The sequence below is a fragment of the Microcoleus sp. T3_B1 genome, from assembly GCF_036700445.1.
Taxonomy (GTDB): Bacteria; Cyanobacteriota; Cyanobacteriia; order Cyanobacteriales; family Microcoleaceae; genus Microcoleus.
Genome location: NZ_JAUBOX010000005.1, coordinates 105,791 through 130,071, shown reverse-complemented (window position 1 = coordinate 130,071; position 24,281 = coordinate 105,791). Strand labels below are relative to the sequence as shown.

24 protein-coding genes and 1 pseudogene are annotated in these 24,281 nt (G+C 46.0%); 12 read left to right on the top strand and 13 right to left on the bottom strand.

Features of this window, described 5'->3' with window-relative positions:
• Positions 1-74 precede the first annotated feature (74 nt).
• Together QT990_RS05055 and QT990_RS05050 are read left to right on the top strand one after the other, a co-directional pair.
• Complete coding sequence (locus tag QT990_RS05055) at positions 75-374, top strand: hypothetical protein (RefSeq protein ID WP_333142843.1); 300 nt, start codon at positions 75-77, stop codon at positions 372-374.
• Between the two features lie 191 nt (positions 375-565).
• Positions 566-1,006 (top strand): pentapeptide repeat-containing protein, encoded by a 441-nt coding sequence (locus QT990_RS05050; RefSeq protein ID WP_333142844.1) that lies wholly within the window; start codon positions 566-568, stop codon positions 1,004-1,006.
• 162 nt (positions 1,007-1,168) lie between these two features.
• On the opposite strand, the gene crtH is transcribed toward QT990_RS05050, so the two are convergent.
• Positions 1,169-2,713, bottom strand: a complete 1,545-nt coding sequence (gene crtH, locus QT990_RS05045; RefSeq protein ID WP_333142845.1) for a carotenoid isomerase — start codon at positions 2,711-2,713, stop codon at positions 1,169-1,171.
• Between the two features lie 24 nt (positions 2,714-2,737).
• Between crtH and QT990_RS05040 the strand changes: the two genes are divergently transcribed.
• A complete protein-coding gene (locus QT990_RS05040) occupies positions 2,738-2,980 on the top strand; it encodes a hypothetical protein (RefSeq protein ID WP_333142846.1) in 243 nt (80 codons plus the stop codon).
• Between the two features lie 231 nt (positions 2,981-3,211).
• Here the strand turns inward: QT990_RS05040 and QT990_RS05035 are convergent, their stop codons facing one another.
• The gene (locus tag QT990_RS05035; RefSeq protein WP_333464996.1) at positions 3,212-3,430 is read right to left on the bottom strand and encodes a hypothetical protein; all 219 of its coding nucleotides are present in this window, start codon (positions 3,428-3,430) and stop codon (positions 3,212-3,214) included.
• A gap of 16 nt (positions 3,431-3,446) precedes the next feature.
• Between QT990_RS05035 and upp the strand changes: the two genes are divergently transcribed.
• From upp to QT990_RS05020, 3 genes are all read left to right on the top strand, one after another.
• Positions 3,447-4,097, top strand: a complete 651-nt coding sequence (gene upp / locus QT990_RS05030) for a uracil phosphoribosyltransferase (protein WP_333142848.1) — start codon at positions 3,447-3,449, stop codon at positions 4,095-4,097.
• A 390-nt stretch (positions 4,098-4,487) separates the two neighbouring features.
• Positions 4,488-4,955: a TMEM165/GDT1 family protein gene (locus QT990_RS05025; RefSeq protein WP_333142849.1), complete on the top strand. Its 468-nt coding sequence runs from the start codon at positions 4,488-4,490 to the stop codon at positions 4,953-4,955.
• A gap of 60 nt (positions 4,956-5,015) precedes the next feature.
• Positions 5,016-5,309, top strand: coding sequence for a TMEM165/GDT1 family protein (locus QT990_RS05020; RefSeq protein ID WP_333464995.1), 294 nt, complete (start codon positions 5,016-5,018; stop codon positions 5,307-5,309).
• Positions 5,310-5,742: 433 nt separating this feature from the next.
• Here QT990_RS05020 and QT990_RS05015 read toward each other — a convergent pair whose 3' ends face one another.
• The gene (locus tag QT990_RS05015) at positions 5,743-6,249 is read right to left on the bottom strand and encodes a hypothetical protein (protein ID WP_333142851.1); all 507 of its coding nucleotides are present in this window, start codon (positions 6,247-6,249) and stop codon (positions 5,743-5,745) included.
• 330 nt (positions 6,250-6,579) lie between these two features.
• Here QT990_RS05015 and QT990_RS05010 point away from each other — a divergent pair, with 330 nt between their 5' ends.
• The 3 genes from QT990_RS05010 to QT990_RS05000 all read left to right on the top strand — a co-directional run bounded on the left by QT990_RS05010 (position 6,580) and on the right by QT990_RS05000 (position 8,656).
• Entirely contained in the window at positions 6,580-6,891 is a 312-nt protein-coding gene (locus QT990_RS05010; RefSeq protein WP_333101836.1) for a nucleotidyltransferase domain-containing protein, read from the top strand.
• On the top strand, positions 6,872-7,258 hold the full coding sequence (locus tag QT990_RS05005; protein WP_333283366.1) for a HEPN domain-containing protein: 387 nt from the start codon (positions 6,872-6,874) through the stop codon (positions 7,256-7,258). Before QT990_RS05010 ends, QT990_RS05005 begins: the two co-directional genes overlap by 20 nt.
• 135 nt (positions 7,259-7,393) lie before the next feature.
• Positions 7,394-8,656 carry an MFS transporter gene (locus tag QT990_RS05000; RefSeq protein ID WP_333464994.1) on the top strand — a complete coding sequence of 421 codons (1,263 nt, stop codon included), beginning with the start codon at positions 7,394-7,396 and terminating at the stop codon, positions 8,654-8,656.
• A gap of 112 nt (positions 8,657-8,768) precedes the next feature.
• Here QT990_RS05000 and hisIE read toward each other — a convergent pair whose 3' ends face one another.
• Positions 8,769-9,419: a bifunctional phosphoribosyl-AMP cyclohydrolase/phosphoribosyl-ATP diphosphatase HisIE gene (gene hisIE / locus QT990_RS04995; protein WP_333202715.1), complete on the bottom strand. Its 651-nt coding sequence runs from the start codon at positions 9,417-9,419 to the stop codon at positions 8,769-8,771.
• 352 nt (positions 9,420-9,771) lie between these two features.
• Here hisIE and hemL point away from each other — a divergent pair, with 352 nt between their 5' ends.
• Positions 9,772-11,070: a glutamate-1-semialdehyde 2,1-aminomutase gene (gene hemL, locus QT990_RS04990; RefSeq protein WP_333464993.1), complete on the top strand. Its 1,299-nt coding sequence runs from the start codon at positions 9,772-9,774 to the stop codon at positions 11,068-11,070.
• Positions 11,071-11,595: 525 nt separating this feature from the next.
• Here hemL and QT990_RS04985 read toward each other — a convergent pair.
• The 8 genes from QT990_RS04985 to QT990_RS04950 form a co-directional block, all read right to left on the bottom strand.
• On the bottom strand, positions 11,596-12,636 hold the full coding sequence (locus tag QT990_RS04985; RefSeq protein ID WP_333142855.1) for a tetratricopeptide repeat protein: 1,041 nt from the start codon (positions 12,634-12,636) through the stop codon (positions 11,596-11,598).
• Positions 12,637-13,086: 450 nt separating this feature from the next.
• Positions 13,087-13,860, bottom strand: a complete 774-nt coding sequence (locus QT990_RS04980) for a BMC domain-containing protein (protein WP_190731639.1) — start codon at positions 13,858-13,860, stop codon at positions 13,087-13,089.
• A 344-nt stretch (positions 13,861-14,204) separates the two neighbouring features.
• Entirely contained in the window at positions 14,205-14,915 is a 711-nt protein-coding gene (locus QT990_RS04975) for a carbon dioxide concentrating mechanism protein (RefSeq protein ID WP_333464992.1), read from the bottom strand.
• Positions 14,908-16,203: a transposase gene (locus QT990_RS04970; RefSeq protein ID WP_333142857.1), complete on the bottom strand. Its 1,296-nt coding sequence runs from the start codon at positions 16,201-16,203 to the stop codon at positions 14,908-14,910. Before QT990_RS04970 ends, QT990_RS04975 begins: the two co-directional genes overlap by 8 nt.
• 157 nt (positions 16,204-16,360) lie before the next feature.
• Complete coding sequence (locus QT990_RS04965) at positions 16,361-18,013, bottom strand: ribulose bisphosphate carboxylase small subunit (RefSeq protein ID WP_333306578.1); 1,653 nt, start codon at positions 18,011-18,013, stop codon at positions 16,361-16,363.
• A gap of 170 nt (positions 18,014-18,183) precedes the next feature.
• Complete coding sequence (locus QT990_RS04960; protein WP_172186882.1) at positions 18,184-18,489, bottom strand: EutN/CcmL family microcompartment protein; 306 nt, start codon at positions 18,487-18,489, stop codon at positions 18,184-18,186.
• A 277-nt stretch (positions 18,490-18,766) separates the two neighbouring features.
• Entirely contained in the window at positions 18,767-19,108 is a 342-nt protein-coding gene (locus QT990_RS04955) for a carbon dioxide-concentrating mechanism protein CcmK (RefSeq protein WP_006635058.1), read from the bottom strand.
• A gap of 96 nt (positions 19,109-19,204) precedes the next feature.
• The gene (locus tag QT990_RS04950; protein WP_006635059.1) at positions 19,205-19,516 is read right to left on the bottom strand and encodes a carbon dioxide-concentrating mechanism protein CcmK; all 312 of its coding nucleotides are present in this window, start codon (positions 19,514-19,516) and stop codon (positions 19,205-19,207) included.
• A gap of 688 nt (positions 19,517-20,204) precedes the next feature.
• Between QT990_RS04950 and QT990_RS04945 the strand changes: the two are divergent.
• Together QT990_RS04945 and QT990_RS04940 are read left to right on the top strand one after the other, a co-directional pair.
• Positions 20,205-21,474: pseudogene (locus QT990_RS04945) on the top strand (RNA-guided endonuclease InsQ/TnpB family protein).
• Positions 21,475-21,532: 58 nt separating this feature from the next.
• Complete coding sequence (locus tag QT990_RS04940; protein WP_333464991.1) at positions 21,533-23,407, top strand: NAD(P)H-quinone oxidoreductase subunit F; 1,875 nt, start codon at positions 21,533-21,535, stop codon at positions 23,405-23,407.
• Between the two features lie 144 nt (positions 23,408-23,551).
• On the opposite strand, the gene QT990_RS04935 is transcribed toward QT990_RS04940, so the two are convergent.
• Positions 23,552-24,163: a Uma2 family endonuclease gene (locus tag QT990_RS04935; protein WP_333464990.1), complete on the bottom strand. Its 612-nt coding sequence runs from the start codon at positions 24,161-24,163 to the stop codon at positions 23,552-23,554.
• Positions 24,164-24,281: the final 118 nt, after the last annotated feature.

The window sequence follows — 24,281 nt, the reverse complement described above, 5'->3', positions numbered from 1 at the left end:
AAAGTTATAAGCTTATCTTTATTTTAAATTAAATTTTCTGTCTCGTGACACTTTTATTAAAAACCAGGTATTTTTTGTCAACTTTTTGGGGAGCATCTCACCTTTGCAGCCAAGCTAGAAATTGGAGTTTTGAGGCAGGAGGCAGAAGGCAGGAGGCAGAAGGAAAGAGGAAGAAGGAAAGAGGAAGAAGGAAGGAGCCAGAAGAAGGAAGGAGCCAGAAGAAGTATTTTTACAAATATGAGATGCTCCCACTTTTTGCGATAAGATCGCAGCTAAAATCATCCATAGCATTGCGAATCATCTCCATCTTCAGAAAGACGCATCGGTTGGCTATCCGGGTTAACCTAGAAAATGTTACTACAAAAAGGCACTGAATTAAGTTAGGCAGTGTTAAGTTTTGCGAAATTATGTTTTGCAAGCTGGTCGAGACCATGTATGCGTTGTTGAGTGCAATTGATATCACAGCCAATGTGTGAATTAGATCGCAACTTCCGAAAACAACCGTGGTAAGATTGTAGATATCAAGACAAGAACTTGAATACAGAGTCTGTGAGGAAAAGGGATTATGAAACGCAATCTATTAGCCGCTACTTTTTTAATTACTCCCCTACTGTTGGCTGGCCCGGCTCGCGCTGAAAATCCCGCTCACGTCCAACAGTTATTGTCAACCGGGCAATGTTTTAAGTGCGACTTGTCAGGAGCAGATTTAATGGGAGCCCATTTAATTGGTGCTGATTTGAGAGAAGCAAATTTACGAGGCGCAAACCTATCTAGTGCCAACCTCGAAGGCGCGGACTTGACGGGTGCTAACTTGACGGGTGCTAACTTAACCCAAGTTTTTCTGACTAATGCCAGTTTAAATGACGCAGACCTCGATCGGGCAAATCTGACCGCGGCCATCATTAACACCACTGACGTATCCGGCGCATCAATGGAAGATATGACCATCACTAATGCCAAAATCTACAATACCCAAATCGGCGTCGGCGGCAGCTACGACCAGTAAACTTCTTAAAAGAATGGAAAACGCCAATTTTCAGTTTAAAAACCCGGTTTCTATCCAGAAACCGGGTTTTTAGTCTTTTTGTAGGAACCCTCGAAGCCTTGTCTTACATTTTCTCTCGTATTTCAAGCGAACAATCTGACGTACCCTACCCTACCACGACCACTAAAAACCCAAATCAACCGCAATTCGGTGCGCGCAAGCAAACCCAGAAAACGCCACCGCATTTAAACCCTGTCCGGGAAACGTACTGTCACCCACACAATACAAACCAGGCATAGAAGTTCGATTAAACGGCATTCCCAGCAAACCCATTAACTTCTGTCGCGGAATCGGCCCGTAAGTTCCATCTTCGCGCCCCAAAAAGCGGCGGTGAGAACGCGCTGTCCCCACTTCCATATAATCCAAACCGGCATCTAAACCGGGAAAAATCTTTTCTAATCTTTCAATAATTCTCCCTCCAGCCTCTTCCTTTTTATCCTCATATTCCTGCTGCGAAAGTCCTTCCCACTGTTCCATCCAACTCGAAGTAAAAGCGTGAACGATGTGATATCCTGCGGGAGCTAAATCCGGGTCGAGCACGGTCGGAATGGACACCAAAACAGTTCCCTCTGGCGCTTCCATTTTGTCCCAATCTTCTAACAAAATGTGGTGGCAGGCACTACCGGCAGGGATTACGCTTGCTTCCACTCCCAAATGCAAACTCAAGAAACTGGGGGCTTTTTGATAGCGCTGCTGCCATTTCTTTTCGCTAGCGGGCATCTCTTCTGCGGGCAGCAATTTCTCAAAAGTATCCCACCGCGTGGCGTTAGAAACTATGCGCTTGGCGCGGTAAACTTCGCCGGTTGCTAGCTCGACTCCGACAGCGCGGCCGTTTTCTGTTATAATTTTTTTCGCCTTAGCTTTGTATTGAATTTTTCCGCCGCATTTTTCTAATCCTTCTACTAATTTTTGGGCGATTTGACCGACTCCGCCTTTGGGATAATTGATGCCACCGTAATGTCTGTCGGAAAATACCATTCCGGCATTAATCATCGGCGTCAAGTCTGCGGGTACTACAGACCAGTAGTAGCATTCCATGTCGATAAATTTCAGCAAAGTAGGGTCTTTTATGTAGCGCCGCGCAATGTCGCCAGTATTTTGAGGCAGATATTTTACTAATCCCAAACAGGCTAAAGGATTCTGAAAAAAGACTCGGACGAGATATCCGGGTTCTTCTAGGGATAGCAATTCCATGCCGTTGAGGCAGTTAAAGACGTTCCAGCATTCGCCGTAAAATTTGTGGATTCCTTCGCGTTCGTGAGGGAATCTGTCTGTTAATTCTTGCAAGTATTTCTCATAAGCCTGGGGAACTTCAAGTTCCAAGCCGCTGGGTAAGTGATAGTGAAGCTGTACGGGGTCGGGAATGGTTTCTAAGGTGACGTTGACTGCTTTCAGGGCGCGGGTGAGGAGGTTGGTGGTGCCACGCTGTCCGAAACCAAATATCATGGAGGCGCCGACATCGAATCTGTAGCCTTCTCGATCGAAATATCCAGCACTACCCCCCGGAATTGTATAGCTTTCGAGCACTAAAACTTTGGCTTTCTTAGCCGCTAGCTGGGTGGCTGTCACGAGTCCACCAATGCCGGAACCGATGACAATTACATCAAACTCTTGCTCTGTAGGGCGGGAGTTGGGAGAAAATAACTGGGATTGGGTAGGAGCTGACATTGGGTTAAAAATCTTAATATTTCTATGATTTTACAGTCGATCGCTCCAGAAGGAAGAAGGAAGAAGGAAGAAGGAAGAAAAATAAACTATTTCCAATGCCCGATGCCCAATGCCCGATGCCCAATGCCCGATGCCCAATGCCCAATGCCCGATGCCCAATGCCCGATGCCCTGTTTGCCCGATGCCCAACGCCCAATGCCCCTGCTTCCCAAAAAAATGCGGGAACAGTCTACCATTGCCGACTGCCCCCGTCTGCCGATCCTTTGAGAGGAGAACACTAAAAATTACTATAGCCTTGTTGCTAATTAATGTCAATACTATTGGAAAAATATTTCAATAAGCTGATGGAGGTCGATCGGCGAATGGGTTCTAACTCATATGTTGCACAATTCTCAAGAACAGGCAAGATGCCTGTTCCACAAAGAGTGAGTTTTCTTGTGGGGTGGGCATAGAGCCCGCCCGTGAAAGGCTTATTAATAATGGTGCAAGATGTCAGTTCTAACCGACTGCTGGTGGTTGTCGCAATAGTCCGGCACTCCGGCGGAGGTTTGAGCCTGTGAGGGCAATCTTAAAAATAGTGCTCTTCGGTCGATTCTCAATCTCTGGCTTGTATGCGCCCTCAAGGATGTGATAAGTTGCACAGAGCGATCGATCGCCCGTTGGCGAAGCCCTCAAAGAAGATCGATCGCACCGCATAAAATCCCTCAAACCTAGCAATCTCCCCAATTTCCTAATGTCCCTGCAACTGCGCGTTTACGTTCCTCCGCATCCATTAATTAAACACTGGCTGGCTGTTGCCCGCGACGGCGCCACCCCCTCGGTACTTTTTCGTTCTGCGATGACAGAATTGGGAAGGTGGCTGGCTTACGAGGCGATTCGAGAATGGCTGCCGACAGTGGAAACCACAGTGCAGACGCCTTTGGCAGAATGTCCGGCGGCTTTTATCAACCCGGAAGCTCCGTTAGTTGTGGTACCGATTTTGCGGGCGGGTTTGGCACTGCTCGAAGGAATTCAGACGGTTGTGCCGCTGGCGTCGGTTTACCACCTCGGCATGGCAAGAAATGAGGAGACGCTACAACCGACTTGTTATTTGAACAAATTGCCGGCGCAGTTTATCCCGCAAACGCGGGTGATAATTAGCGAGCCGATGCTGGCGACTGGCGGGACGATTATAGCGACTATGCAGGAATTGACTGCACGGGGAATTGATCCGAGCTTGATTCGGATTATCTCTGTGGTGGCTGCTCCTCCGGCTTTGAAGAGGCTGAGTGCAGAGTACCCGAGTTTGATGATTTACACGGCAACGATCGACGAAATAGTCAACGAACAGGGCTTTATTGTACCTGGTTTGGGAGATGCGGGCGATCGAACTTACGGCACATGAACCAGCCAGTCAGTCAATTTTAGATTTTAGATTTTAGATTTTAGATTTTAGATTTTAGATTGACTCGACAGATAAATCTGGGGGGTTGTCTCCCTTTTTGGGCGCGGTGAGTGGTTCCAGGAATGAGTTGCTGAAATCTTCGGCGAAAAAGATGACCGAAAGCATCTAGGATACCCGCCACGTGATTCATCCCTGGAGGAATAAAAAACCTGTATCCGATAAAACTTGCCCCCCGAATTTATCCGTGGGGTTAATGCTTCAATTCTAAAATCTCAAATCTAAAATCTAAAATCTAAAATCGATTGACCCTGGTTTGGTAAAAGCAGGCACCGAGAGAGTTAGAATCAAAAGTACAAGTCAAAAATAAATAGCGTTTAGCACTCATTGCCCGTGAAACTTGATTCTGTTCCGCCAAGCTTGTCTGCTTCTGACTCAGTAAACCTCAATTATGATTTGCCACAACAGGTACAACTACAAATAAAAGAGGTTACTGAGATTTGTGCTGCTTTAACCCCGGAGCCCGCTGAACTCTCAGTGACTGTAAATCCCGATATTTGTCAGGAACAAAAGAAACTGAAGCCCAAGCACTGGGCAATTTTTGCTTCGACTTTTGCAACTATTTTTTTAGCTGAAATTGGAGACAAAACTCAGCTCGCGATTTTGCTGATGACGGCTGAATCTCGAAATCCTTGGATCGTTTTTGCGGGTGCGGGTTCGGCTTTGATAGCAACCAGTTTGCTGGGGGTGTTGCTAGGAAGGTGGCTGGCTAGTCGGATTGCTCCGAGAACTTTGGAGAGAGCAGCCGGAGTGATTTTACTGGGGATTTCGGCGGTTCTGCTGTGGGAAGTGCTGGGTTAATTGTCTGCCTGTCGGTAAGTCGTAGATTTCTACAAGAGCTAATTAAGAACTGAAAAAAATATGGACTGGCAACTTTTGGGAATCAGTTTTATTACAGTGTTTTTGTCAGAATTGGGAGACAAAAGTCAATTAGCTGTGATCGCCCTGGGCAGTAGTTGTAACTCGCCGCGGGCTGTATTTTTTGGTACGGCGTCGGCGCTGCTTCTGGCGAGTTTAATCGGCGTGGGCATTGGCTTCAGCACGGCAGAGGTGTTGCCGGAACGACTGGTAAAGGGGCTCGCAGCGATCGGATTTGCGGTGATGGGCTTGCGCTTGCTGTGGCCAAAAGCAGATTTACCGGAAACCTCCGAGTAGGGCGTGCCGTTAGTCGATTTTAGATTTTAGATTTTAGATTTTAGATTTACTCTACAGATGAATCTGGGAGTTTGAACAAGAGTCTAAAATTTTTCTTTCTCCACGGGAGGAGTCGTTCGCAAGTATCCGTTTTTGCGCGGGTTCAGGAAACTTGACAGTATTGTTATATCAAATCTGTTAGCATCGGAGATTATTCCTATCACTCTTCTCTTCATCTGCGTGAATCAGCGTCAATCCCTTGTCATCTGCGGCCCAAGAAATTCTCTTTTTTTAACCGCAGATGAGGGCAGATAAACACAGATTAACGCCGATGAATATCAAATCCGGTGTTTACGATCGTTAAAATTTAAAAAATTAGCGGGGGGCGTGAATTCACGCCCCCCGCTGCAGGTTGAGTTTTTTTTCTCAACTCAACCTCTTAGCCTTCTGTCGATTAAACTTGGTTTTGGTAGCACCAGCCCAGCAGCGTACCGGCGACAGCCAACTTCAGCGCTTCCAAGGCAAAATAGCCTTGGTGCAGTAGATTCATGCCGGCGGGCACTTCTGCTGCGGAATCGAACAGATTTAGCTGCATTCCCAAGGCGCTCATTTGGGGTGTCAGGGCGTAGGTGTCAATCAGGGCGATCGCCAGAAGTACCAATGATAATAAGATTGCTGTGCGGCTGCGCTTGCCGAAGTCACCGACTAAATTGCTCAAAACCATCAAACCCGTTGCCACCACGCCCGAACAGATTAACTCAACGCGGTTGAATCCCCAGAACATTAAATTGCCGGCTGTTGCAAACTCCGGTGATGTCGTCATGCCAGATACGTAGAGACTGGGCATAATTACTAGATCCAAAATCAGGCTAACGCTGAGCCAGAAAATTAGAGCCACCATGACAATTGCTTGCCAGCGCGGTTTGATTGATTCCACTCTTGATGTTGTAATAGCTGTCATATAAATTAGACCCTCTAAAATTTTCTTCTGCCTTTTCTAGAGTTTAACTAACTTTTTTCTAAAATCGTGTTAAGTATTTTTAAATTAATGGTAACTTTTGTGTAACTAACTGAGAAGAATTGTTAAGCTTGCGGGTGTTCGTCTTCGATGGCTTTTTTTCTGATCGCTTCGCTAACGCCAACGGGCGAGCCAACAGCAACAGTTTAAAATTTATGGCGATCGTCAAAAATCTCTTGATAATTACTCATTGGAGGGAGAGACTCCAGAAATTTCATGTGTTATTATTACAGTTGATTTGAAAAATATTAAAAATGTTAGCAAATGATTGAAATGAACACAATCATGGAATTGAGTCGGGCAATAGCCAATAAATTCAAACCGCAAAAAATAATTTTGTTCGGCTCTTACGCCTATGGAAATCCCACAGAAGATTCGGACGTTGATATGTTGGTAGTTTTATCTTCGGATGGTAATAATCTTCGTAAAACTTGGGAAATATTAAATCAAACTCAGCCAAACTTTGCTGTAGATTTGTTAGTGCGAACTCCTTCGGAAATTGAACAACGTCTAGCTTGGAATGATTTATTTTTGCGGGAAATCATCGAGAAAGGAAAGGTGATTTATGAATCCGCTCACACTTGAATGGGTTGATAAAGCTGAGGGCGATTTTACTACAGCTTTGCGGGAATTGCGAGCGCGAAAATCTCCGAATTATGATGCGGCGTGTTTTCACGCTCAACAGTGTGCCGAGAAATATCTAAAAGCGCGTTTGCAGGAAGCAGTAATTGCTTTCAGCAGAACGCATAATTTGACTGTTTTGTTAGATTTGCTGTTGCCCGTTGAGCCTGGGTGGGATAAGCTTCGCACAAAACTTTTAGCGTTAACTGCTTTCTCCGTTGCCTATCGCTATCCGGGGGCTTCGGCTGATAAAGATACAGCGCGCGAAGCATTAAATTTTTGTCGCGAAGTTCGCGAACAAGTAAGGTTAAGTTTGGGTTTGACTCCATAATACCAAATCCTGCTTTAATACCTGCTTAATTCTTGAGTCCGCGAAGGCGGACTTCGTTTGTGTAGAGGCGGTTTCAACCGCCGACTGTTCATTAGTTTAGACGCGGTTTCAACCGCCGACTATTATAAATAATATATGCCTAAATTTCAATTATCCTCTTGGTTGCCCCGTCTCCCCCCTCAAGTCTGGATTCTTGCCGCCGGCAGATTCCTCTCCCAAAGCGGCACGGGTTTTACTTTATTTTACGCGCCGATATTTTTTGTCGATCGCGTCGGTTTATCTGCTACTGCTGTTGGGATTGGTTTGGGTAGCGGTTCAGTTTCAGGAATATTCGGCAGAATTTTGGGCGGTTCTTTTTGCGATTCCAAATTTTGGGGAAGGCGGCGAACTTTATTGCTGGCGACAATTATTTCGGCGGCCGCTTCTTTTATACTGGCGGGGACTAATGATTTCCCAGGCTTAATTGCGGGCAATTTACTGATGGGTTTTGGCGTGGGTTTGTATTGGCCTCCAACGGAGACGATGGTGGCCGATTTAACCGAGGGCGAACAGCGACAGGAAGCTTTTGCTTTGACGCGGCTTGCTGATAATTTGGGTTTGCAAGTTGGGATTATTTTGGGCGGTTTGTTGATTTCTATAACGGGGAATTATCGATCGCTCTTTATTATTGATGGTATCTCGTTTTTAGTGCTGTTTGCGGTGGTGGCGATCGCGATCGCCGAAACCTACAAACCAGTTAATTCAACGGATATAGGCAAAAAAAGTCTAAAAAATGGTTGGATGGTGGCGCTGAGCGATCGCAGTCTTCTAGTTTATGCTTTAGTAAATACTCTGTTCACATTATATATTTCCCAAATCCAAACCACCATGCCGCTGTACTTTAGCAAGTTTGTCGCGGTGGGGACATCGGGAAAAGGCTTTTCAACAGGTACAATTACCGTTTTGTTTGCTTTTAGCACGTTTTTAACTGTGGCTTTGCAACTGCCGGTTGTTAAAGCTTTGAAGCGGTTTTCCCATCCGAAAGCTTTGATGATTTCTGCGCTGCTATGGGGAATGGGATTTATTGCGATCGGCTTGACGGGAATGGCTGCAACTGGCAATCTATTGTTGGCTGTTTTAGGCTTGAGCTTTTTGTCGATGGCGACTGTTGCTTATACGCCTTTTGCTTCGGCTTTGGTGGTGGATTTAGCGCCGGAATCTTTGCGGGGCGTGTATTTAGCGGTTAGTTCTCAGTGTTGGGCGATCGGCTATTTAATCGGGCCACCGCTGGGCGGTTTGGCTTTGGATGGAGGTAAATGGGCGGCAGATAATTTTTGGTTGGGTTTGGCTTTGAGTGTGGGCGCGGCTATTTTTATTTTGCAAAAGCTCGATCGAATGTTGAAAAATAGCAGTCATTAGTTATTAGTCATTAGTCATTAGTCATTAGTCATTAGTTATGAGTCATTAGTTATTTGTTGCTGCTACCAATGCCCAATGCCCAATGCCCAATGCCCAATAACCAATAACTAATTTATTTTCGTCGATCGCCCAATTTGCGGTAAACTGCTCTTAAATCAACTTGATGGTGAGCCAAAGCAACCAAAGCGTGATAAAATAAATCCGCAACTTCCCCAGCAATCCCCTCTTTGTCGTCATCTTTGCAAGCCATCACAACTTCCGCCGACTCTTCGCCAATCTTTTTGAGAATCTTGTTGTCGCCGCCCTCGAACAACTTGCAAGTATAAGAACTTTCGTTAGGATTGTCGCGCCGATCGCAAATTACCGCAAATAATTGAGATAACATATCCCCTGGCGGCGGTGAAATTTCCCCGTCAACTTGGTGAAAACAACTTCTTTCTCCTGTGTGACAAGCAATATCTCCGACTTGTTCGACAGTCACCAGTAAAGCATCGCTATCGCAGTCGTAACGCAGCCCTTTGACATTTTGAATGTGTCCCGAAGTCGCGCCTTTGGGCCACAATTCGGAACGAGAACGACTCCAGAACCAAGTTTGCCCGGTAGAGAGCGTTTTTTGCAGCGACTCCCGATTCATCCAGGCCATCATTAACACCGTACCGTCCAAATAATCTTGGACGATCGCAGGCACTAAACCGCGATCGTCGTAACGAATCTTTTCAATTGGGATCGATCGGCTCAAACTCGATAAATCAGTAGTAGACATACTTTTATTTCAACTTGGTAAGATAGATTAACGCTTTCCTGTCGGAGATTGTTTTTTTTATTAACCGCAGAGAACGCAGAGGACGCAGAGGAAGAGAGAAGATTGAGCAAGTGATGGGTAAATTGTCAAGAACTATTTTACAAAAAATTACATTTTAGGGCGATTCCCTACGGGATAGCTTCGCTTCACGGTGCTAGTGCGACAAAGCCTAAAAAACCTAAGCTAGTATTGCTACTCATTGGTTTGTACCCTAAAATCTACTAGAATAGTTTCCTTGAATCGACCTAACCTTTATGTTGAACTGGCTATAAAATTATTCTACCAACAACAGACGTTCACTAAGGAGAAAACATTGGTTTCCACAACCTTGAAAACGACCAAATCAGAAGAAATTTTCGCCGCAGCCCAGAAGTTGATGCCAGGTGGCGTCAGTTCCCCCGTCCGCGCCTTCAAATCCGTAGGCGGACAGCCCATCGTCTTTGACAGGGTAAAAGGAGCCTACATTTGGGATGTTGACGAAAACCAATACATTGACTATGTAGGCACTTGGGGCCCAGCCATCTGTGGCCACGCCCACCCGGAAGTCATCAAAGCCTTGCACGAATCTTTAGAAAAAGGTACGAGTTTCGGCGCACCATCGCTGTTGGAAAACGTACTCGCCGAAATGGTCATCGATGCGGTTCCCAGCATTGAAATGGTGCGATTTGTCAACTCTGGCACCGAAGCCTGTATGGCCGTTTTGCGGCTGATGCGAGCTTTCACCGGACGCGATAAACTGATTAAATTTGAAGGCTGCTATCACGGACACGCCGATATGTTCTTGGTAAAAGCCGGTTCCGGCGTGGCAACTCTGGGCCTTCCCGACTCCCCGGGCGTCCCGAAATCCGTTACTGCCAATACCCTCAACGCTCCCTACAATGACTTAGAAGCAGTCAAAGCTTTATTTGCCGAAAATCCCGGCGAGATAGCAGGCGTAATTCTCGAACCAGTGGTGGGGAATGCCGGTTTTATTACCCCGGATGCAGGTTTTCTCGAAGGTTTGCGGGAAATTACTAAAGATAACGGTGCTTTGTTAGTTTTTGATGAAGTAATGACCGGTTTCCGCATCGCCTACGGCGGAGCTCAGGAAAGATTCGGTGTCACGCCGGATTTGACTACTTTGGGTAAAGTTATCGGTGGCGGTTTGCCGGTGGGTGCTTACGGGGGAAGGCGGGATATTATGGGGATGGTGGCTCCTGCTGGGCCGATGTATCAAGCGGGTACGCTTTCGGGAAATCCTTTGGCGATGACTGCTGGGATTAAGACTTTGGAATTGCTGCAAAAACCCGGCACTTACGAACAGTTGGATAAGATTACCAAAAAACTGTCCGACGGATTGCTAAAAATTGCTAAGGAAGCCGGACACGCGGTTTGGGGCGGGCAAATTAGCGGGATGTTTGGCTTGTTTTTTGCGGCTGGCCCGGTTCACAATTATGAGGATGCGAAGAAGTCGGATTTGACGAAGTTCAGCCGCTTTCACCGGGGAATGTTGGAACACGGAATTTATCTTGCTCCTTCGCAGTTTGAGGCTGGATTTACTTCTTTGGCTCATACTGACGAAGATATCGAGAGAACTTTGGCAGCAGCGCGTGAAGTGATGGCTAGTATTTAACGTGTGTAGTAAGGATGTTAATCCTTAACACTCAGGAATAAATCATTAAAGTCCTTGCTGTTTGTTGGCAGTAAGGACTTTAATTTTTAACGGCTACCCAATCCGCTTTAAAAATCTCTTGATTAGGGCTTACGCAGGGGGCGAGAAACCCGGTTTCTAGGGAGCATCTCATATTTGCAAAAACACTTCTTTCTTCTTCCTTCTGACTCTTTTCTCCTGGCTCCTGACTCCTGACTCCTAATTCCAATTTCGAGCTTTGCTGCTTTCATTGAGATGCTCCCGGTTTCTAGAAGATTTTGCGACGACTCACGATAAATATACGCAGAAACCGGGTTTCTGAGGTATTGTTTTTTTGGGATGACCTACTTAATGACGAATGAGTAATGACTGCTGACTCATTAGACTGGAATTGCATACATTCACAAAGTATCTTTAAATGCCTCTGCGTTGCATCAGCAGTTTTCCTGTCACTCAATGATTTATGCAATAAGTCTAATGACTAAGGACTAATGACTACTGACTAAATCAATCATTAATAAATTCACTTTCACAGATAATCGAGTCTCTGTTCTCTAAATCTTCTTGATTCCAAACCGCGTTTAATGCTGCGGAACTTAAGGAAGTTGACATCGTATTTAAGGTCGTGTTGTAGTATTCTACAGCATTATTAAGTTCCACCTGCGGCGCTTCTTTGAAGTACGAATTAATATCAGGCGTACACCGCTGGGCTTGGTAGTATACATAAGCTTCAGCATTAATGCACATTACGTGGTAAAAATCCTTATTTGCTGCCGCAACATCTCCAAGTTTATACAGCGCTAAACCCCGGTTGAGATAAGCTTTAACATAGTTCGGATCGAGTTCCACTGCTTTGTCAAAGTCTTCAATTGCAAGCTGCATTTGTTTTAATTTATAGCGAACGCAACCTCTGTTATAATAGGCATAAATATTTTGTGGATCGATGCCGAGTGCAATGTTGTAATCGGCCATCGCCTGCGTATTGTCTCCTAATTGGTGGTAACAGAGACCTCGATTTATGTAAGCTTTGATATATTTAGGATTCAACCGCAGCGTTTCGTTAAAGTTTTCCGTTGCGGCCTCTTTTTCTCCCAAAAGGTAGTAAGCGCGCCCCCGGTTGTAATAGGTTTTATAATTGTTGGCATTGATAGATAGAGATCGATTGTAGTCTTCTATTGCTTCTTCGTAATTTCCTAAATTAGCAAGTACAAGTCCCCGGTTGTTGTAGATAGCGTGGCTGTTAGGCTTATTTGCTAAAGCACAGTTTAAATCTTCAATGGCTTTGTCGTGTTCTCCGAGATGACGCCAAGCATTGCCTCGATTCAAGTAAGCCTCGAAGAAGTTAGGATTGATATCTAAGGCTTGGCTGAGGTCTGCGATCGCTTTTTGGTAGTCTTTCATGTAATAGTAAACCAAGCCGCGATTGTTATAGGCTTTGGCATCGGCGGGATTGACTTGCAGTATCTGATCGAAGTCCTCAAGTGCCGCTTCATAGTTTCCTTTCTTGGCGCTGTGCAAACCGCGCTTGTAAAATTGTTTGAGGTTCATAGGTCAACTTTCAGGATTGCTTGATTCTGGGGGTTGATTCCTGTGCAGTCAGTTTTGAGTTAGAGGGCCGTTAATCTGTTGAAAGAGCATCCACCTGGGGTCAGAGTAACTCTTGAATGATTCCCGGCAATCTACCGTAAACAGGATTTTGGGTTTATTTTAACAGTAGTTAAATCCTGTTGAAAGGCTCTGCACCTCGGCTGGATTTACTTATTAGTCAGTTCGATTGTTTACCCGATCGACTTAATCTCAAAAGTCTACTTTTACTTGGTGCTCTGTGTCTCTTGATGCGGCGGCGATCGGCTCGATCGCCCAATTAAGTTTGAGACCGCTACTCAGTATAAATTGTTGCCAGTAGTCCTACCGAGTAAACTCTATATTTTTTTGACAAACTTCGTCTCAGTATTTACGGCAGTACGTCTCTACAAACTTTTGTTGCCTAATTACCAATTACCGATTGATTTCCTCTTCCACATAAACTCTCAATTTCTCCAAATCTGGAAGTTCGATCAATTCTTGTTCCTTTTCCTTAACCGACACGGGCATCATCACAGGTTTACGCTGCTCGATCCAGCAACTCGCCAGCGGTAAAGTTTGTTCCAAATCTTCCAAAGGCCTCGGAATTACCATCACCGCGTTCAACTCGCCAATTCGCTCAGCTTCGTACATCCCTGCCTCTACGGCTACTGCTACATCTGCAACTGCACCGCGAATAATTGCCGTGCACAAACCGGCGCCAATTTTCTCGTAAGCTGCCAAGTGTACGTCTGCGGATTTGAGCATAGCGTCGCAAGCACCCACCATTGCCGGGAATCCCCGGGTTTCGAGCAAACCGATCGCCTGATTGCTAAGCCGAGAATAACTGCCTTTTTCCGAAAGTTCAGTCAGCCGAAAGCCGATCGGCAAAACCACTTCCAAATTAGCCAAAGGTCTAGGAATCACCAACTTAGAAACAAACTGCCCGAACTGTTCCGCTGTTTGAGCTCCAGCTTCCACAGCCAAACGCACATCGGAAATTCTGCCGCGGACAATCGCGGTACAGTGACCGGAACCAATTTTTTCGTATCCTACTAAAATCACTCCTGCCGACTTGAGCATCATGTCAGCAGTCCCCACAATTGCCGGAAAACTCTTGGTGGATACCAAACCCAAAGCAGTGTCTTTGAAGTATTCCTGGCGCTGCGATCGCTCTTCGTGACTGTTACGATCTGTTTGTCCGTCCATCTTCTATTACCCTTAGAAACTTCCCAAAATAAAAATTTGTTGATAGTTTTAGTTTCTCAGATGAGAAGACAGACTGCACGAGCTACAAGACACTGATTGCTGCGGCAAAGCCTGACAAATTGCTGAGCTACCAATAATATGAGATTACCTATTTATATTTGATCTTTCTGCCTTTAGCATAGCTGGCTTTTGCCGAAATGACCGAAAGCATCGAGGATACCCGCCACGTGATTCATCCGTCCAGAAATAAAAAACCTGTATCCCATAAAGGAACCCCGAATTTATCCGTGGGGTCAATGCTTCAATCTCAAATCTAAAATCGAAAATCTAAAATCGATTGACGGCTACCCGGAACCGCCCGATAGAGTTTGGCCGTTTTCCTCCGATCGATTAAAAGCTTGCCGGTGCGGAAACAGCGTCCCCAACAGCCGATTAATGTGAGCTTGACCGTACAGAATAGTTGGCGTTTCCCCTGGTTGGGGCGGCTCTGCGGCGGTGGATTCCGGCGGGTCTGGGGCAGTCTCCGGCGCAGTTTGAGGCGGTGTTTGGGGGGGTTGTGGTGGCTCGATCGGCTCGATCGGTCGATCGACTGGTGGCGTAGTGGCTTCGGGGGTTTCTGGTGATGTTGGCGCTGCTGTTGGCGCTGCTGTTGGCGCTGCTGCTGTTGGTTCTGCGGCGACTTGGCGGCTGGTATCTCCCATTAGAGAACCTGCTGGCATAATTTGCATTTTGTCGATACAAGGATTGATTAGGGTCGTCGCGGCGCCAATACAGGCATTTTCCCCGATCGTTCCCGCACCTACCACCAGCACCCCTGCACCCAGAATAACGCCCGCCGCGATTTCCAGAGTACCTTCACGGGCGTGAAGGATAACTCCCATACCGATACAGGCACCGGCGGCGATCGAGATCCGGCTTCCGGGATCTGCTTGCAGGATTACTCCAGGGGCGATCGCCGCACCCTCATTCACAACTACATCGCCACTCATCAAAATCTGAGAGTTGCTACTTAATTGCAGTGGCGATAAATAGTTACTACATTGATGGTCAAACATGGGCAGACCCGCTCATGTCTTTCAACTTAGTCATTTTGAACGAGATATTAACTCGTCTGGGATGTGCTACCACACAACCACTATTCCGCTTTACAATCAATTCCAGAGAACCGAAGGAGTTAGGAATTACTTTTCGACCGATATTGAACGCACCATTCACATCGGCATGAATTACCGTTCCATCTTGAGAGCGGTACTTTTTCGTTGCTACACGTTTACCAGAGAAACTCAATGTGTTGGTTTTACCAGGCTGCCAAGTTGGGATCTCATCCCAATCTAAAAATGAAGCCTTACTGGTGTAAGATTCTTCACCTTCCTTTACGGTAATGCCAAATTTTTCTAGTTTACGAGTCAACATTGAAATAAACTTTGCATGAGGAATTAGAACAAACTGCTGGTTGTTTTTAGTTCCCATATTTACCTCCTTTTTCCACCGAGGATTTTTGCCAATCGCTACATGAGTGACGCCAATATCATTAAGTTCTGCTGTAATCTTGGCAGTTGCTTGGTGCAAGTAAGAATGCACGAAGTTATTACGATTCCTGATGATGTTTTGAATTTTTCGAGAACTCCCAAAACCCATAGCTGAGCGCAATCTCGCAACTTCTTTGTTAAACCATTGATTCTGGGCCTTCACAGGTTTGCCATTGACAGCTATAGGTTGAATCGTCGGGTCGGAAAAAACAATTGTAGCTAGATTGTCAATTCCAATATCAATTGCTGCGGATAACCCTATATTAACCAGCTTCCAATCATCCACCCCATTGTCATAAACGACTTCTACTACATAGCACCCTACTTTGGGAACTAACCTCACCTCGATTATATCAGCCAGTCTTAAACCTGGTTTGACTGGAATGAAAATGGGCGACATGGATGGAGCAATGAAACCTTTTTTGAACGCAGTTTTACCGAGCGCTTGGTTATTGAATTTAATCAAATTTCGACCGTCAGAATCAATGTAACCAGGCATTTTAGGCTGGCCTGTAAACCTAGACGAATCAAGTTTCCAAGCAGACAAAGCCTTGAAATAGGATTGCCAACTATCAGCAACCTGCTTCAGGACAAGCTGACTGACTTTTGCAGGAAGCGATTTGTAATTGATATCTGATTTGAAGAGCTTATCCATAGCCGCTTGGGTGAGCGTTCCGTGACCATATATGAAACTTTGACGATTTGAGTATTGAGCGGTGTTGAACAAGTTCTTGGACGCGAAACAGGCTACCTCGCAGTAACCAAACCACTCGCTACTGCTTTTTATTTGATGTTGCTCCACTTGGTACGACATTACGGCATTAATTGATAGATAAAATGCCTAATTCTGAGCAATAGTTATCGATCAAACTATTTAACTATCTCAAATCCAACTTCAATCCGAAGAGCATATCTCCCGTTGGCCCCAGCGCGAGGGCTTAACGGGAGAAACAAGCTAATTACCTAGCAAATTAAGGACGCTGGATAATCTCTTCGAGCACCCGGCGCTTGGCCTTGGAGTCGATGCCCAGCAAGCGGACGTACTCGCCGCTGTGTTCTTTGAGACAGCTTTCGAGGGCGGAAATCACTTCGGATTCGCGGTTGGATGCGATCGGCGCGCAACTGCTCCAAGAACCGGTGCGGAAACGGCGCGCGTCGGCGTGTTCCGTGCCAATTTTGTAGCCTTGGGAAAGCAGGTTGCGGATTTGGTCGATCGTCTTGCCGGTCAAACTTCCGCTGCTGGCCGAACCAGTCGAAGCTGCTTTGTATCCCGATGTTGCGGCCGAGTTAGATGTTGCTGCCGGCTTAGCCGATTGAGCAACCGGGCCGTCGGGACGCTGAATAATTTCTTCAACTATGCGTCGCTTAGCTTTCGGGTCAATCCCGATCAAGCGCACGTACTCACCCGGGTACTCGTTCATCACAGCTTCCAAAGCGGCGATCGCCTCAGATTCGTTTCTGACTTGCAGCGAAGCCCCGCTTTGCCAAGAACTGGTGCGGAAGCGGCGCGCGTCGGCGTGTTCCGTACCCACTTTGTAGCCTTGAGCTAGCAAGCTGCGAACCTGAGCCACTGTTTCGGCACTCAATTTGCCGCTTGACACGGAACCGCTATTGTGGTGGGAAGCTTGTGCAACTTTACCGTTAGATTGGTGAGTTTTCGCACCGTTAGAACCGTTAGAGCCGTTGTCTCCCGGTCTTTGGACGATTTCTTCGAGTACGCGGCGCTTGGCTTTGGTGTCAATCCCGATCAAGCGGACGTATTCTCCTTGGTGCTCGGCCATGCAAGCTGACAAAGCCGCGATTACTTCTGAGTCGCGCTTTGAGGAAATCGGGCCGCAAGTACGCCAAGAACCGGTACGGAAGCGGCGTGCGTCGGCGTGTTCGGCTCCCACGCTGTATCCTTGAGCTAGTAAATTGCGGATGCTATCGGCAAGAGTTGAACTCAATTGGGTGCCGGCATTGGTAGAATATTTGGTTTGAGTCATATTTGGGTTTTTAGTTTGCTCGTTGCGAATTGGTGCTAGACAGGCGATGTTCTCAGCGCAGCGATAACCCGTTCTCAGAGCGTCATTGATGCCGATGACATGGGTCGCAAATTGAATGTCAGAATCTTGAACGTCAGGCAAGCGATCGGCTTGCTTCTGATTAGTGATGATGGCTCCCGAAGGTACGTACTTACCGGGGGGAATCTCCACATCTTTAATTAGTACGTGCATCATGACAATGCAGCCGTTGCCCACTCTGGCATTGAACACCGTAGAGCGAAAGCCGATAAAGCAGTTCTCGCCCACGTAGGCAGGGCCGTGAATTAAACTCATGTGGGTGAGGGAAGTATTTTTCCCCACCCACACAGAATAGGATTTGTCGTCGTCTCCTGTGACTCGGCCTTGTTCTAGGCCGTGAATCACTACTCCGTCTTGAATGTTGCTTCCTTCTCCGATATAAAAAGGAGTGCCTTCATCGGCGCGGATAGATGTCCCGGGGGCAATCATCACATTAGAACCGATATGCACATCCCCAATAATGTTAGAAAAGGAATGTACGAATGCGGTGTCGTGAATTTTGGGCTCAGCCAAGTTTTTCGACCAAGGCGTCGGGGGAGCCGCAACGTTGCGGACTGCCATAAATTAAGTTCTCCTAAGCTGAAAAATTTTTTGTTAGTTGTTAGTTGTCAACTGTTCACTGTTAGCTGTTCACTCTTCACTGTCAACTGTTCACTGTTAGCTGTTCACTGTTCACTGCCAACTGCCAACTGCCAACTGCCAACTGTCAACTGCCAACTGCCAACTGTCAACTAGCGGTACGGGTCGTCTTTTTTACTGTAAATGAGGCGGTTTTCTACATTGACAGTATCTATAATGCCTACTACTAGAGCATCGATCGGACGGTTTTCACTTCCGGGCGCGATCCGGGCTGCGCTGCCTCGGGTTACTAAAACCCATTCATCTATACCTGCGCCCACACAGTCAGCGGCTACCTCATAGCCGGGAACTGGCGAACCTTCCTCATCGATGAATTGCAGCAGTAGAAATTTCGATCCTCTCAGCGTCGGCTCTTTTTGGGTACTGACAACTGTGCCGAGAACTTTGGCCATTTGCATTTTAGGTAATAGGTAATAGGTAATTGGTAACTGTCATTTTTACAGGGTCACTTGTCTTTTTTTTATTAGCTTTGCTCAGTCCGCTGTCCGCCGTTTAGAGTTATTCGTCTAGTAACTAATGACTCATGACTAATGACTAATGACTCATGACTAATGACTCATGACTAATAACCAATATCCCATACCCACCTCAATTAAAAATTAAAAATGCTAAATCAAAAACAGCGCGATTTTTAATTTTTAATTACCAAACGCCCCTAACAGCCGTGAGCCTATCTTATGATCTGTTGAGGGGGCGAATGCCGCTCACGCCTTCACGGAACTGTTCTACAGCTTCGGTGTAGCGAATCGGCAGCACGTACTCTAAGTTTTCGTGAGGGCGGGCGATAATGTGGGTGGACATCACTTGTCCGCCGTTAACGCGCTTCACTGACTCTACTCCGGCGGCGACAGAAGCTTGCACTTCCGAGACATCTCCTCTTACAATGACCGTAACCCGAGCGCTACCGATTTTTTCGTAGCCTACCAAGGTGACGCGGGCTGCTTTGACCATCGCGTCAGCGGCTTCTACCACTGCGGGGAAGCCTAGGGTTTCGATCATGCCAACTGCAATTGCCATTGGTTTTACTCCTGATTGAATATTTGGGGAACTAAACAGTTAATTTTTGACGATCGCACAAATTTTCCTTTAACGAAATTTTTGTGCGCTAAGAACTTAGTAGCCTCGGAACTGTTCTACTGCTTCTGTATATCGAATCGGCAGAACGTATTCTAGGTTTTCGTGGGGGCGAGCGATGATGTGGGTAGAGACGACTTCTCCGCCGTTGACACGCTTGACGGATTCCACTCCTGCTGCGACTGAGGCTTGGACTTCCGACACGTTGCCGCGCACAATTACGGTGACGCGGGCGCTGCCGATTTTTTCATAGCCCACGAGGGTAACGCGGGCAGCTTTGACCATAGCATCGGCAGCTTCCACAACAGCGGGAAAACCTTTTGTCTCAATCATTCCCACGGCAATTGACATTTTTGAATCTCCTTTGAGGATGAGCGAAATTACCGTTACAAATCTTTGAGAAATCTAAAAATTTGGACGGGGAGGCCCACATTTTTTAGTAAGGCAGTGTAAAGCTTCCTATCCTATAAGAATAGGGGAAGCTGTCCACCTTGACAATATAAACTAACATCATAATGTTTAATAACAAAAATTAAAATTTTTTATGTTACTTAAACTAATTTAATATTTATTTAATAATCTTAATATAGAGAGGGGTAGATGCCGACGGCGTGGGGGATTAAAGTAAGTAATAATACTCATAAAGTAGAGTTCGGTATGTGAAGCCGGAGCCGATCGCACCCGGGAAACTTGGGGATTTCAAAAGGGGGATCGCGGGTAAATCGGCAAAAAAGGCAGTCTTGGCCCATCGGCCGGCATTTTTTTCTTTGAGTGCCTCCTCTGCTCAGCCTGTAATTTTGTCTTGAAATAATTATCAGTTTTGATGCTTTAATGTATAGTTAATCTGGAGTGCAAATTATTTTGCCACAACTATACGATCGGGTTTAGTGAAAGTTTTAGGGTATCGCGCGATCGCCCGCGACAGTTTTTGTATTGTAAAACTTCATGGAGTTTATAAGCAATTATAAACAATAATGGTATTATATTGTTGTGAGTGTTGAACAAGGAATACGCATAGCCCAAAAAACGCAAGTCTCAAATGCAACTAACACAGAGGCACATCATTAAATCAACGTCACACCGTTTCGCCCAAATAGACGAACTAGCTTTCAAGTCCAAAAACCTCTACAATGCCGCCCATTACGTCATTCGTCAGAGTTTTATTTATGGGTGGGGTTATGTCAGTTATAACGAAATGAACCGATTGATGAAGTCTCATGAAGTTTACAAGGCTTTGCCTGCCAAAGTAAGCCAGCAAATCTTAATGGTGTTAGACAAGAATTGGAAATCGTTTTTTGAAGCCGTTAAAGCTTACAAAGCTGACTCTTCAAAATTCACGGGTCGCCCAAAATTGCCAAAGTACAAAGATAAGACTAAAGGGCGAAACCTTCTCGTCTACACGATTCAAGCGATTAGTAGTAAACAGTTGAAGAAAGGAATCATTAAACTTTCGGGGACTGAACTTTTAATTAAAACCCTACTCAATCCCAACCAGATTTGTCAAGTTAGACTGGTTCCGAAATGTGATTCCTATGTAATTGAGATAATTTATGATGAACCGGAGTCCACCATCAGCAATGCCAACTCTGTAGCTAGTATTGATTTAGGACTAGATAATTTAGTGGCGTTAACTTCAAATCAACCGGGATTTATCCCTTTGTTGATTAACGGGCGACCATTAAAATCGATTAACCAGTTCTATAACAAACGCAAATCCCGATTACAATCCCAGTTAAAAGGGAACCGCAAAACTTCACCCCGGATGAGCGCGCTTAACTCGTTGTCGCCATCAAAAAGTTGATAATTACTTGCATCATGTTAGTCGTGTGATTGTTGCGATTTTAAATACCAAACAAATTGGGACGCTAGTAATTGGCAAGAATGCACAGTGGAAAACTGAAATTGATCTAGGGAAGCAAACCAACCAAAACTTTGTTAGTATTCCTCACTCTCGATTAATTGAAATGTTGGAGTACAAAGCTCGGTTGGCGGGAATCAATGTAATTGTGCAGGAAGAATCCTACACATCGCGGGCCAACTTCGTGGGTCTAGACCCAATCCCTGTCTACGGGAAAACAGAAAAAGAGCCAATGTTTACTGGTAAGCGTATTAAGCGAGGTTTGTACAAAACATCGACTGGTCAGTTAATTAATTCTGATATCAACGCTTCGTACAACATCCTCAGAAAAGCAATCCCAAATGCGTTCAGCGATGGGATAGGGAGCTGCGTAGTTGGGCCAATGCGGGTTAATCCGCTCAAAGTAAAAGTGAAGGGGGAGGGGCTTGAAGCCTCCCATGCCTATAAATGACTATACTTTTACCAGCTATAAAGGCAGCCAGTAATTTGAAGTTTAAGGGATAAATTAAATGACTCAATTTCTCCTCCAAGCCTGTTGGTGGGTACCTTTATATGGCTTAATAGGCGCAATTTTAACTTTGCCGTGGTCTACGGGCACCGTTCGCAGAACAGGCCCGAGACCTGCAGCATACTTCAATTTGCTGATGACGGTGTTAGCTTTCATACACGGATCAGTTATTTTTACAGCGACTTGGGATCAACCGCCCCAACAGTTGCTCGTGCACTGGGTGCAAGCAGCCGATTTAGATTTGTCTTTTGCAATAGAAATCTCCACCGTCAGCGTGGGAGCAATGGAGTTAGTTAGTGTTCTGAGTTTGCTAGCACAAATTTACGCTCTAGGCTACATGGAAAAAGACTGGGCGCTAGCTCGATTTTTTGGGCTGATGGGTTTTTTTGAAGCGGCAATTAGCGGCATTGCCATTAGCGACTCGCTGCTTCTAACTTACGCTTTGTTGGAAGTGCTGACGCTTTCAACTTACTTGCTAGTCGGGTTTTGGTACGCTCAACCGCTGGTAGTAACAGCCGCTAGAGATGCGTTTTTAACCAAGCGTGTAGGAGACGTGCCGCTGCTGATGGGAGTAGTGACGCTTTCAACTTTAGCGGGAAGTTTGAATTTTTCCGATTTGGAAATATGGGCTGAAACTGCAACTTTGTCTCCTGTAGTGGCGACTTTTTTAGGTTTGGCTTTAATCTCTGCACCTACGGCCAAGTGCGCTCAATTTCCCTTCCATTTGTGGCTTGACGAGGCGATGGAAGGGCCCAACCCGGCTTCGATTATGCGGAATACGGTAGTTGTGGGCGCTGGGGCTTATGTTTTGATTAAACTTCAGCCTGTTTTAGCGCTTTCGCCGATCGCCGATGCGGTGTTGGTGGTTTTGGGTGCGGTGACGGCTGTTGGCGCTTCCTTGGTGGCGATCGCCCAAATCGACATCAAAAGAGCACTATCGCATTCTACCAGCGCCTCTTTGGGTTTGGTGTTTATCGCCGTGGGGCTAAATCAAGTTGACATTGCTTTGCTGTTGCTGTTCGCGCACTCGATCGCCAAAGGCCTATTATTCATGAGCGTAGGGTCAATTATTACCACAACTAACACTCAAGATTTAACAGAAATGGGTGGGTTGTGGTCGAAGATGCCTGCTACCACTACGGCTTATTTAGTAGGCGCTGCGGGGATGGTAGCGTTGTTGCCTCTGGGCAACTTTTGGGCGATGCGGCGCTGGCTCAACGGTTTTTGGACTTTGCCTTTGTGGCTGGTAATAGTGCTGCTTTTAGTTAACGGTTTGACAGCGCTAAATTTAACTCGCATATTCGGTTTAGTGTTCGCTGGAAAACCGCAGCCGAAAACTCGCAGAGCTCCAGAAGTTGGTTGGCAGATGGCTTTGCCGATGGTAATTTTGACAGTGATTGGGCTGTTGGTGCCTTGGATGTTGCAGCAGTGGCAATTGTTAATTAGTTGGACTGGGCCTTGGGCGGAAACGGGGGATTTTGATACTTTAAATTTGCTGTTGAAGACTCTGCATCTTCCGCTGTTAATGTTATCTGGGTTGATTGGCGTTGCGGTTGGGGTGGCGATTTATTGGTACGGGGTTTTACCTCGACCGGTACGGCTGCCGGTGCCGGCGTTGCAGGATTTGTTTGCTTACGATTTTTATATCGATCGAGTTTACCGCTTGACTGTCGTTTGGGCTGTGGCTTTTATTTCTAAAATCAGCGCTTGGACTGATAGGTATGTGGTGGACGGGGCGGTGAATTTGTTCGGTTTTGCCACAATTTTCAGCGGTGAAGGGTTGAAGTACAGCGGCACCGGTCAGTCGCAGTTTTATGTGTTGACTATTGCGACGGGGGTTGCTGTGTTGCTGGCGTTGATTATTTGGCAGTTTTAAACCGCAGAGATTGGCAGATGAATTTTTCGGGGTTTGTCTGCTTTTTGTCTGATGTTATTTAATTTTCAACCGCAGATGAGGGCGGATGAACGCAGATGAACGCAGATGATTTTATTCTGGGTTTGTCTGCTTTTTTATCTAATTTTATTCAAACTCGATCGGCCACAATTCTGTCACCGCAACTTCCCAACCGGGCAAAAGTTCGGGAATTGAAATCATGTCGCCGTCTCTCAATACCACTGGCTCGGCTGTCGGAGTGTAAATTGTTACTGTGCGCTTGTCTGGGTCGATTAATATTCCTACTTTTGCTCCGAGTTCGATGAATGATAGAATTTTTTCTCGCAGGGGTTTGAGGCGATCGCACTGAGATTTGATTTCTACAACTAAGTCGGGAACGAGTTCGGCAAAATACCTTTTGCTTTGTTTGAGGCGATCGGCTGTCACAAACGAAACATCGGGTGCAGTAAGATTTGAATTGGGGAGGATAAACCCGCCGCTGGACTCAAACACTCGTCCGAGTTTGCGGGGTTTGACCCAGTTTAGTAAAACTCTGCCAAACTCAAGTCCAATTTCGCTCGATACAATGTCTGATGGGCCCATAATGATAATCTTCCCGTCTACGAGTTCTAATTGGTAGTCTAGATGCGCTTCGCAGAGTATACCTTGCAGTTGTTCTAAGTCGGCAACTGTTAGGCGGGTGGAAGGAGAACCGGATTTAATTTGCAAATCTTCTCGATCTGTAAGACTTGAGGTCATAGGAGGATTCCAGAGACATTTGAATTTATGTTAACAAGAAAATCAGCCGATCGCTTTTTTATGCAGTTGGTTTGCGTTAATGTTAAATAGAGTTCTAAAAACTGCGTAATAAAGGAAA

Excerpts from the sequence above, each read along its gene's own strand:
- QT990_RS05050 (WP_333142844.1), top strand. The coding sequence starts at position 566 with ATGAAACGCAATCTATTAGCCGCTACTTTTTTAATTACTCCCCTACTG.
- crtH (WP_333142845.1), bottom strand. The coding sequence starts at position 2,713 with ATGTCAGCTCCTACCCAATCCCAGTTATTTTCTCCCAACTCCCGCCCT.
- QT990_RS05040 (WP_333142846.1), top strand. The coding sequence starts at position 2,738 with ATGATTTTACAGTCGATCGCTCCAGAAGGAAGAAGGAAGAAGGAAGAA.
- upp (WP_333142848.1), top strand. The coding sequence starts at position 3,447 with ATGTCCCTGCAACTGCGCGTTTACGTTCCTCCGCATCCATTAATTAAA.
- QT990_RS05020 (WP_333464995.1), top strand. The coding sequence starts at position 5,016 with ATGGACTGGCAACTTTTGGGAATCAGTTTTATTACAGTGTTTTTGTCA.
- QT990_RS05015 (WP_333142851.1), bottom strand. The coding sequence starts at position 6,249 with ATGACAGCTATTACAACATCAAGAGTGGAATCAATCAAACCGCGCTGG.
- QT990_RS05010 (WP_333101836.1), top strand. The coding sequence starts at position 6,580 with ATGAACACAATCATGGAATTGAGTCGGGCAATAGCCAATAAATTCAAA.
- QT990_RS05005 (WP_333283366.1), top strand. The coding sequence starts at position 6,872 with ATGAATCCGCTCACACTTGAATGGGTTGATAAAGCTGAGGGCGATTTT.
- QT990_RS05000 (WP_333464994.1), top strand. The coding sequence starts at position 7,394 with ATGCCTAAATTTCAATTATCCTCTTGGTTGCCCCGTCTCCCCCCTCAA.
- hisIE (WP_333202715.1), bottom strand. The coding sequence starts at position 9,419 with ATGTCTACTACTGATTTATCGAGTTTGAGCCGATCGATCCCAATTGAA.
- QT990_RS04985 (WP_333142855.1), bottom strand. The coding sequence starts at position 12,636 with ATGAACCTCAAACAATTTTACAAGCGCGGTTTGCACAGCGCCAAGAAA.
- QT990_RS04980 (WP_190731639.1), bottom strand. The coding sequence starts at position 13,860 with ATGGACGGACAAACAGATCGTAACAGTCACGAAGAGCGATCGCAGCGC.
- QT990_RS04975 (WP_333464992.1), bottom strand. The coding sequence starts at position 14,915 with ATGTTTGACCATCAATGTAGTAACTATTTATCGCCACTGCAATTAAGT.
- QT990_RS04970 (WP_333142857.1), bottom strand. The coding sequence starts at position 16,203 with ATGTCGTACCAAGTGGAGCAACATCAAATAAAAAGCAGTAGCGAGTGG.
- QT990_RS04965 (WP_333306578.1), bottom strand. The coding sequence starts at position 18,013 with ATGGCAGTCCGCAACGTTGCGGCTCCCCCGACGCCTTGGTCGAAAAAC.
- QT990_RS04960 (WP_172186882.1), bottom strand. The coding sequence starts at position 18,489 with ATGCAAATGGCCAAAGTTCTCGGCACAGTTGTCAGTACCCAAAAAGAG.
- QT990_RS04955 (WP_006635058.1), bottom strand. The coding sequence starts at position 19,108 with ATGGCAATTGCAGTTGGCATGATCGAAACCCTAGGCTTCCCCGCAGTG.
- QT990_RS04950 (WP_006635059.1), bottom strand. The coding sequence starts at position 19,516 with ATGTCAATTGCCGTGGGAATGATTGAGACAAAAGGTTTTCCCGCTGTT.
- QT990_RS04940 (WP_333464991.1), top strand. The coding sequence starts at position 21,533 with ATGACTCAATTTCTCCTCCAAGCCTGTTGGTGGGTACCTTTATATGGC.
- QT990_RS04935 (WP_333464990.1), bottom strand. The coding sequence starts at position 24,163 with ATGACCTCAAGTCTTACAGATCGAGAAGATTTGCAAATTAAATCCGGT.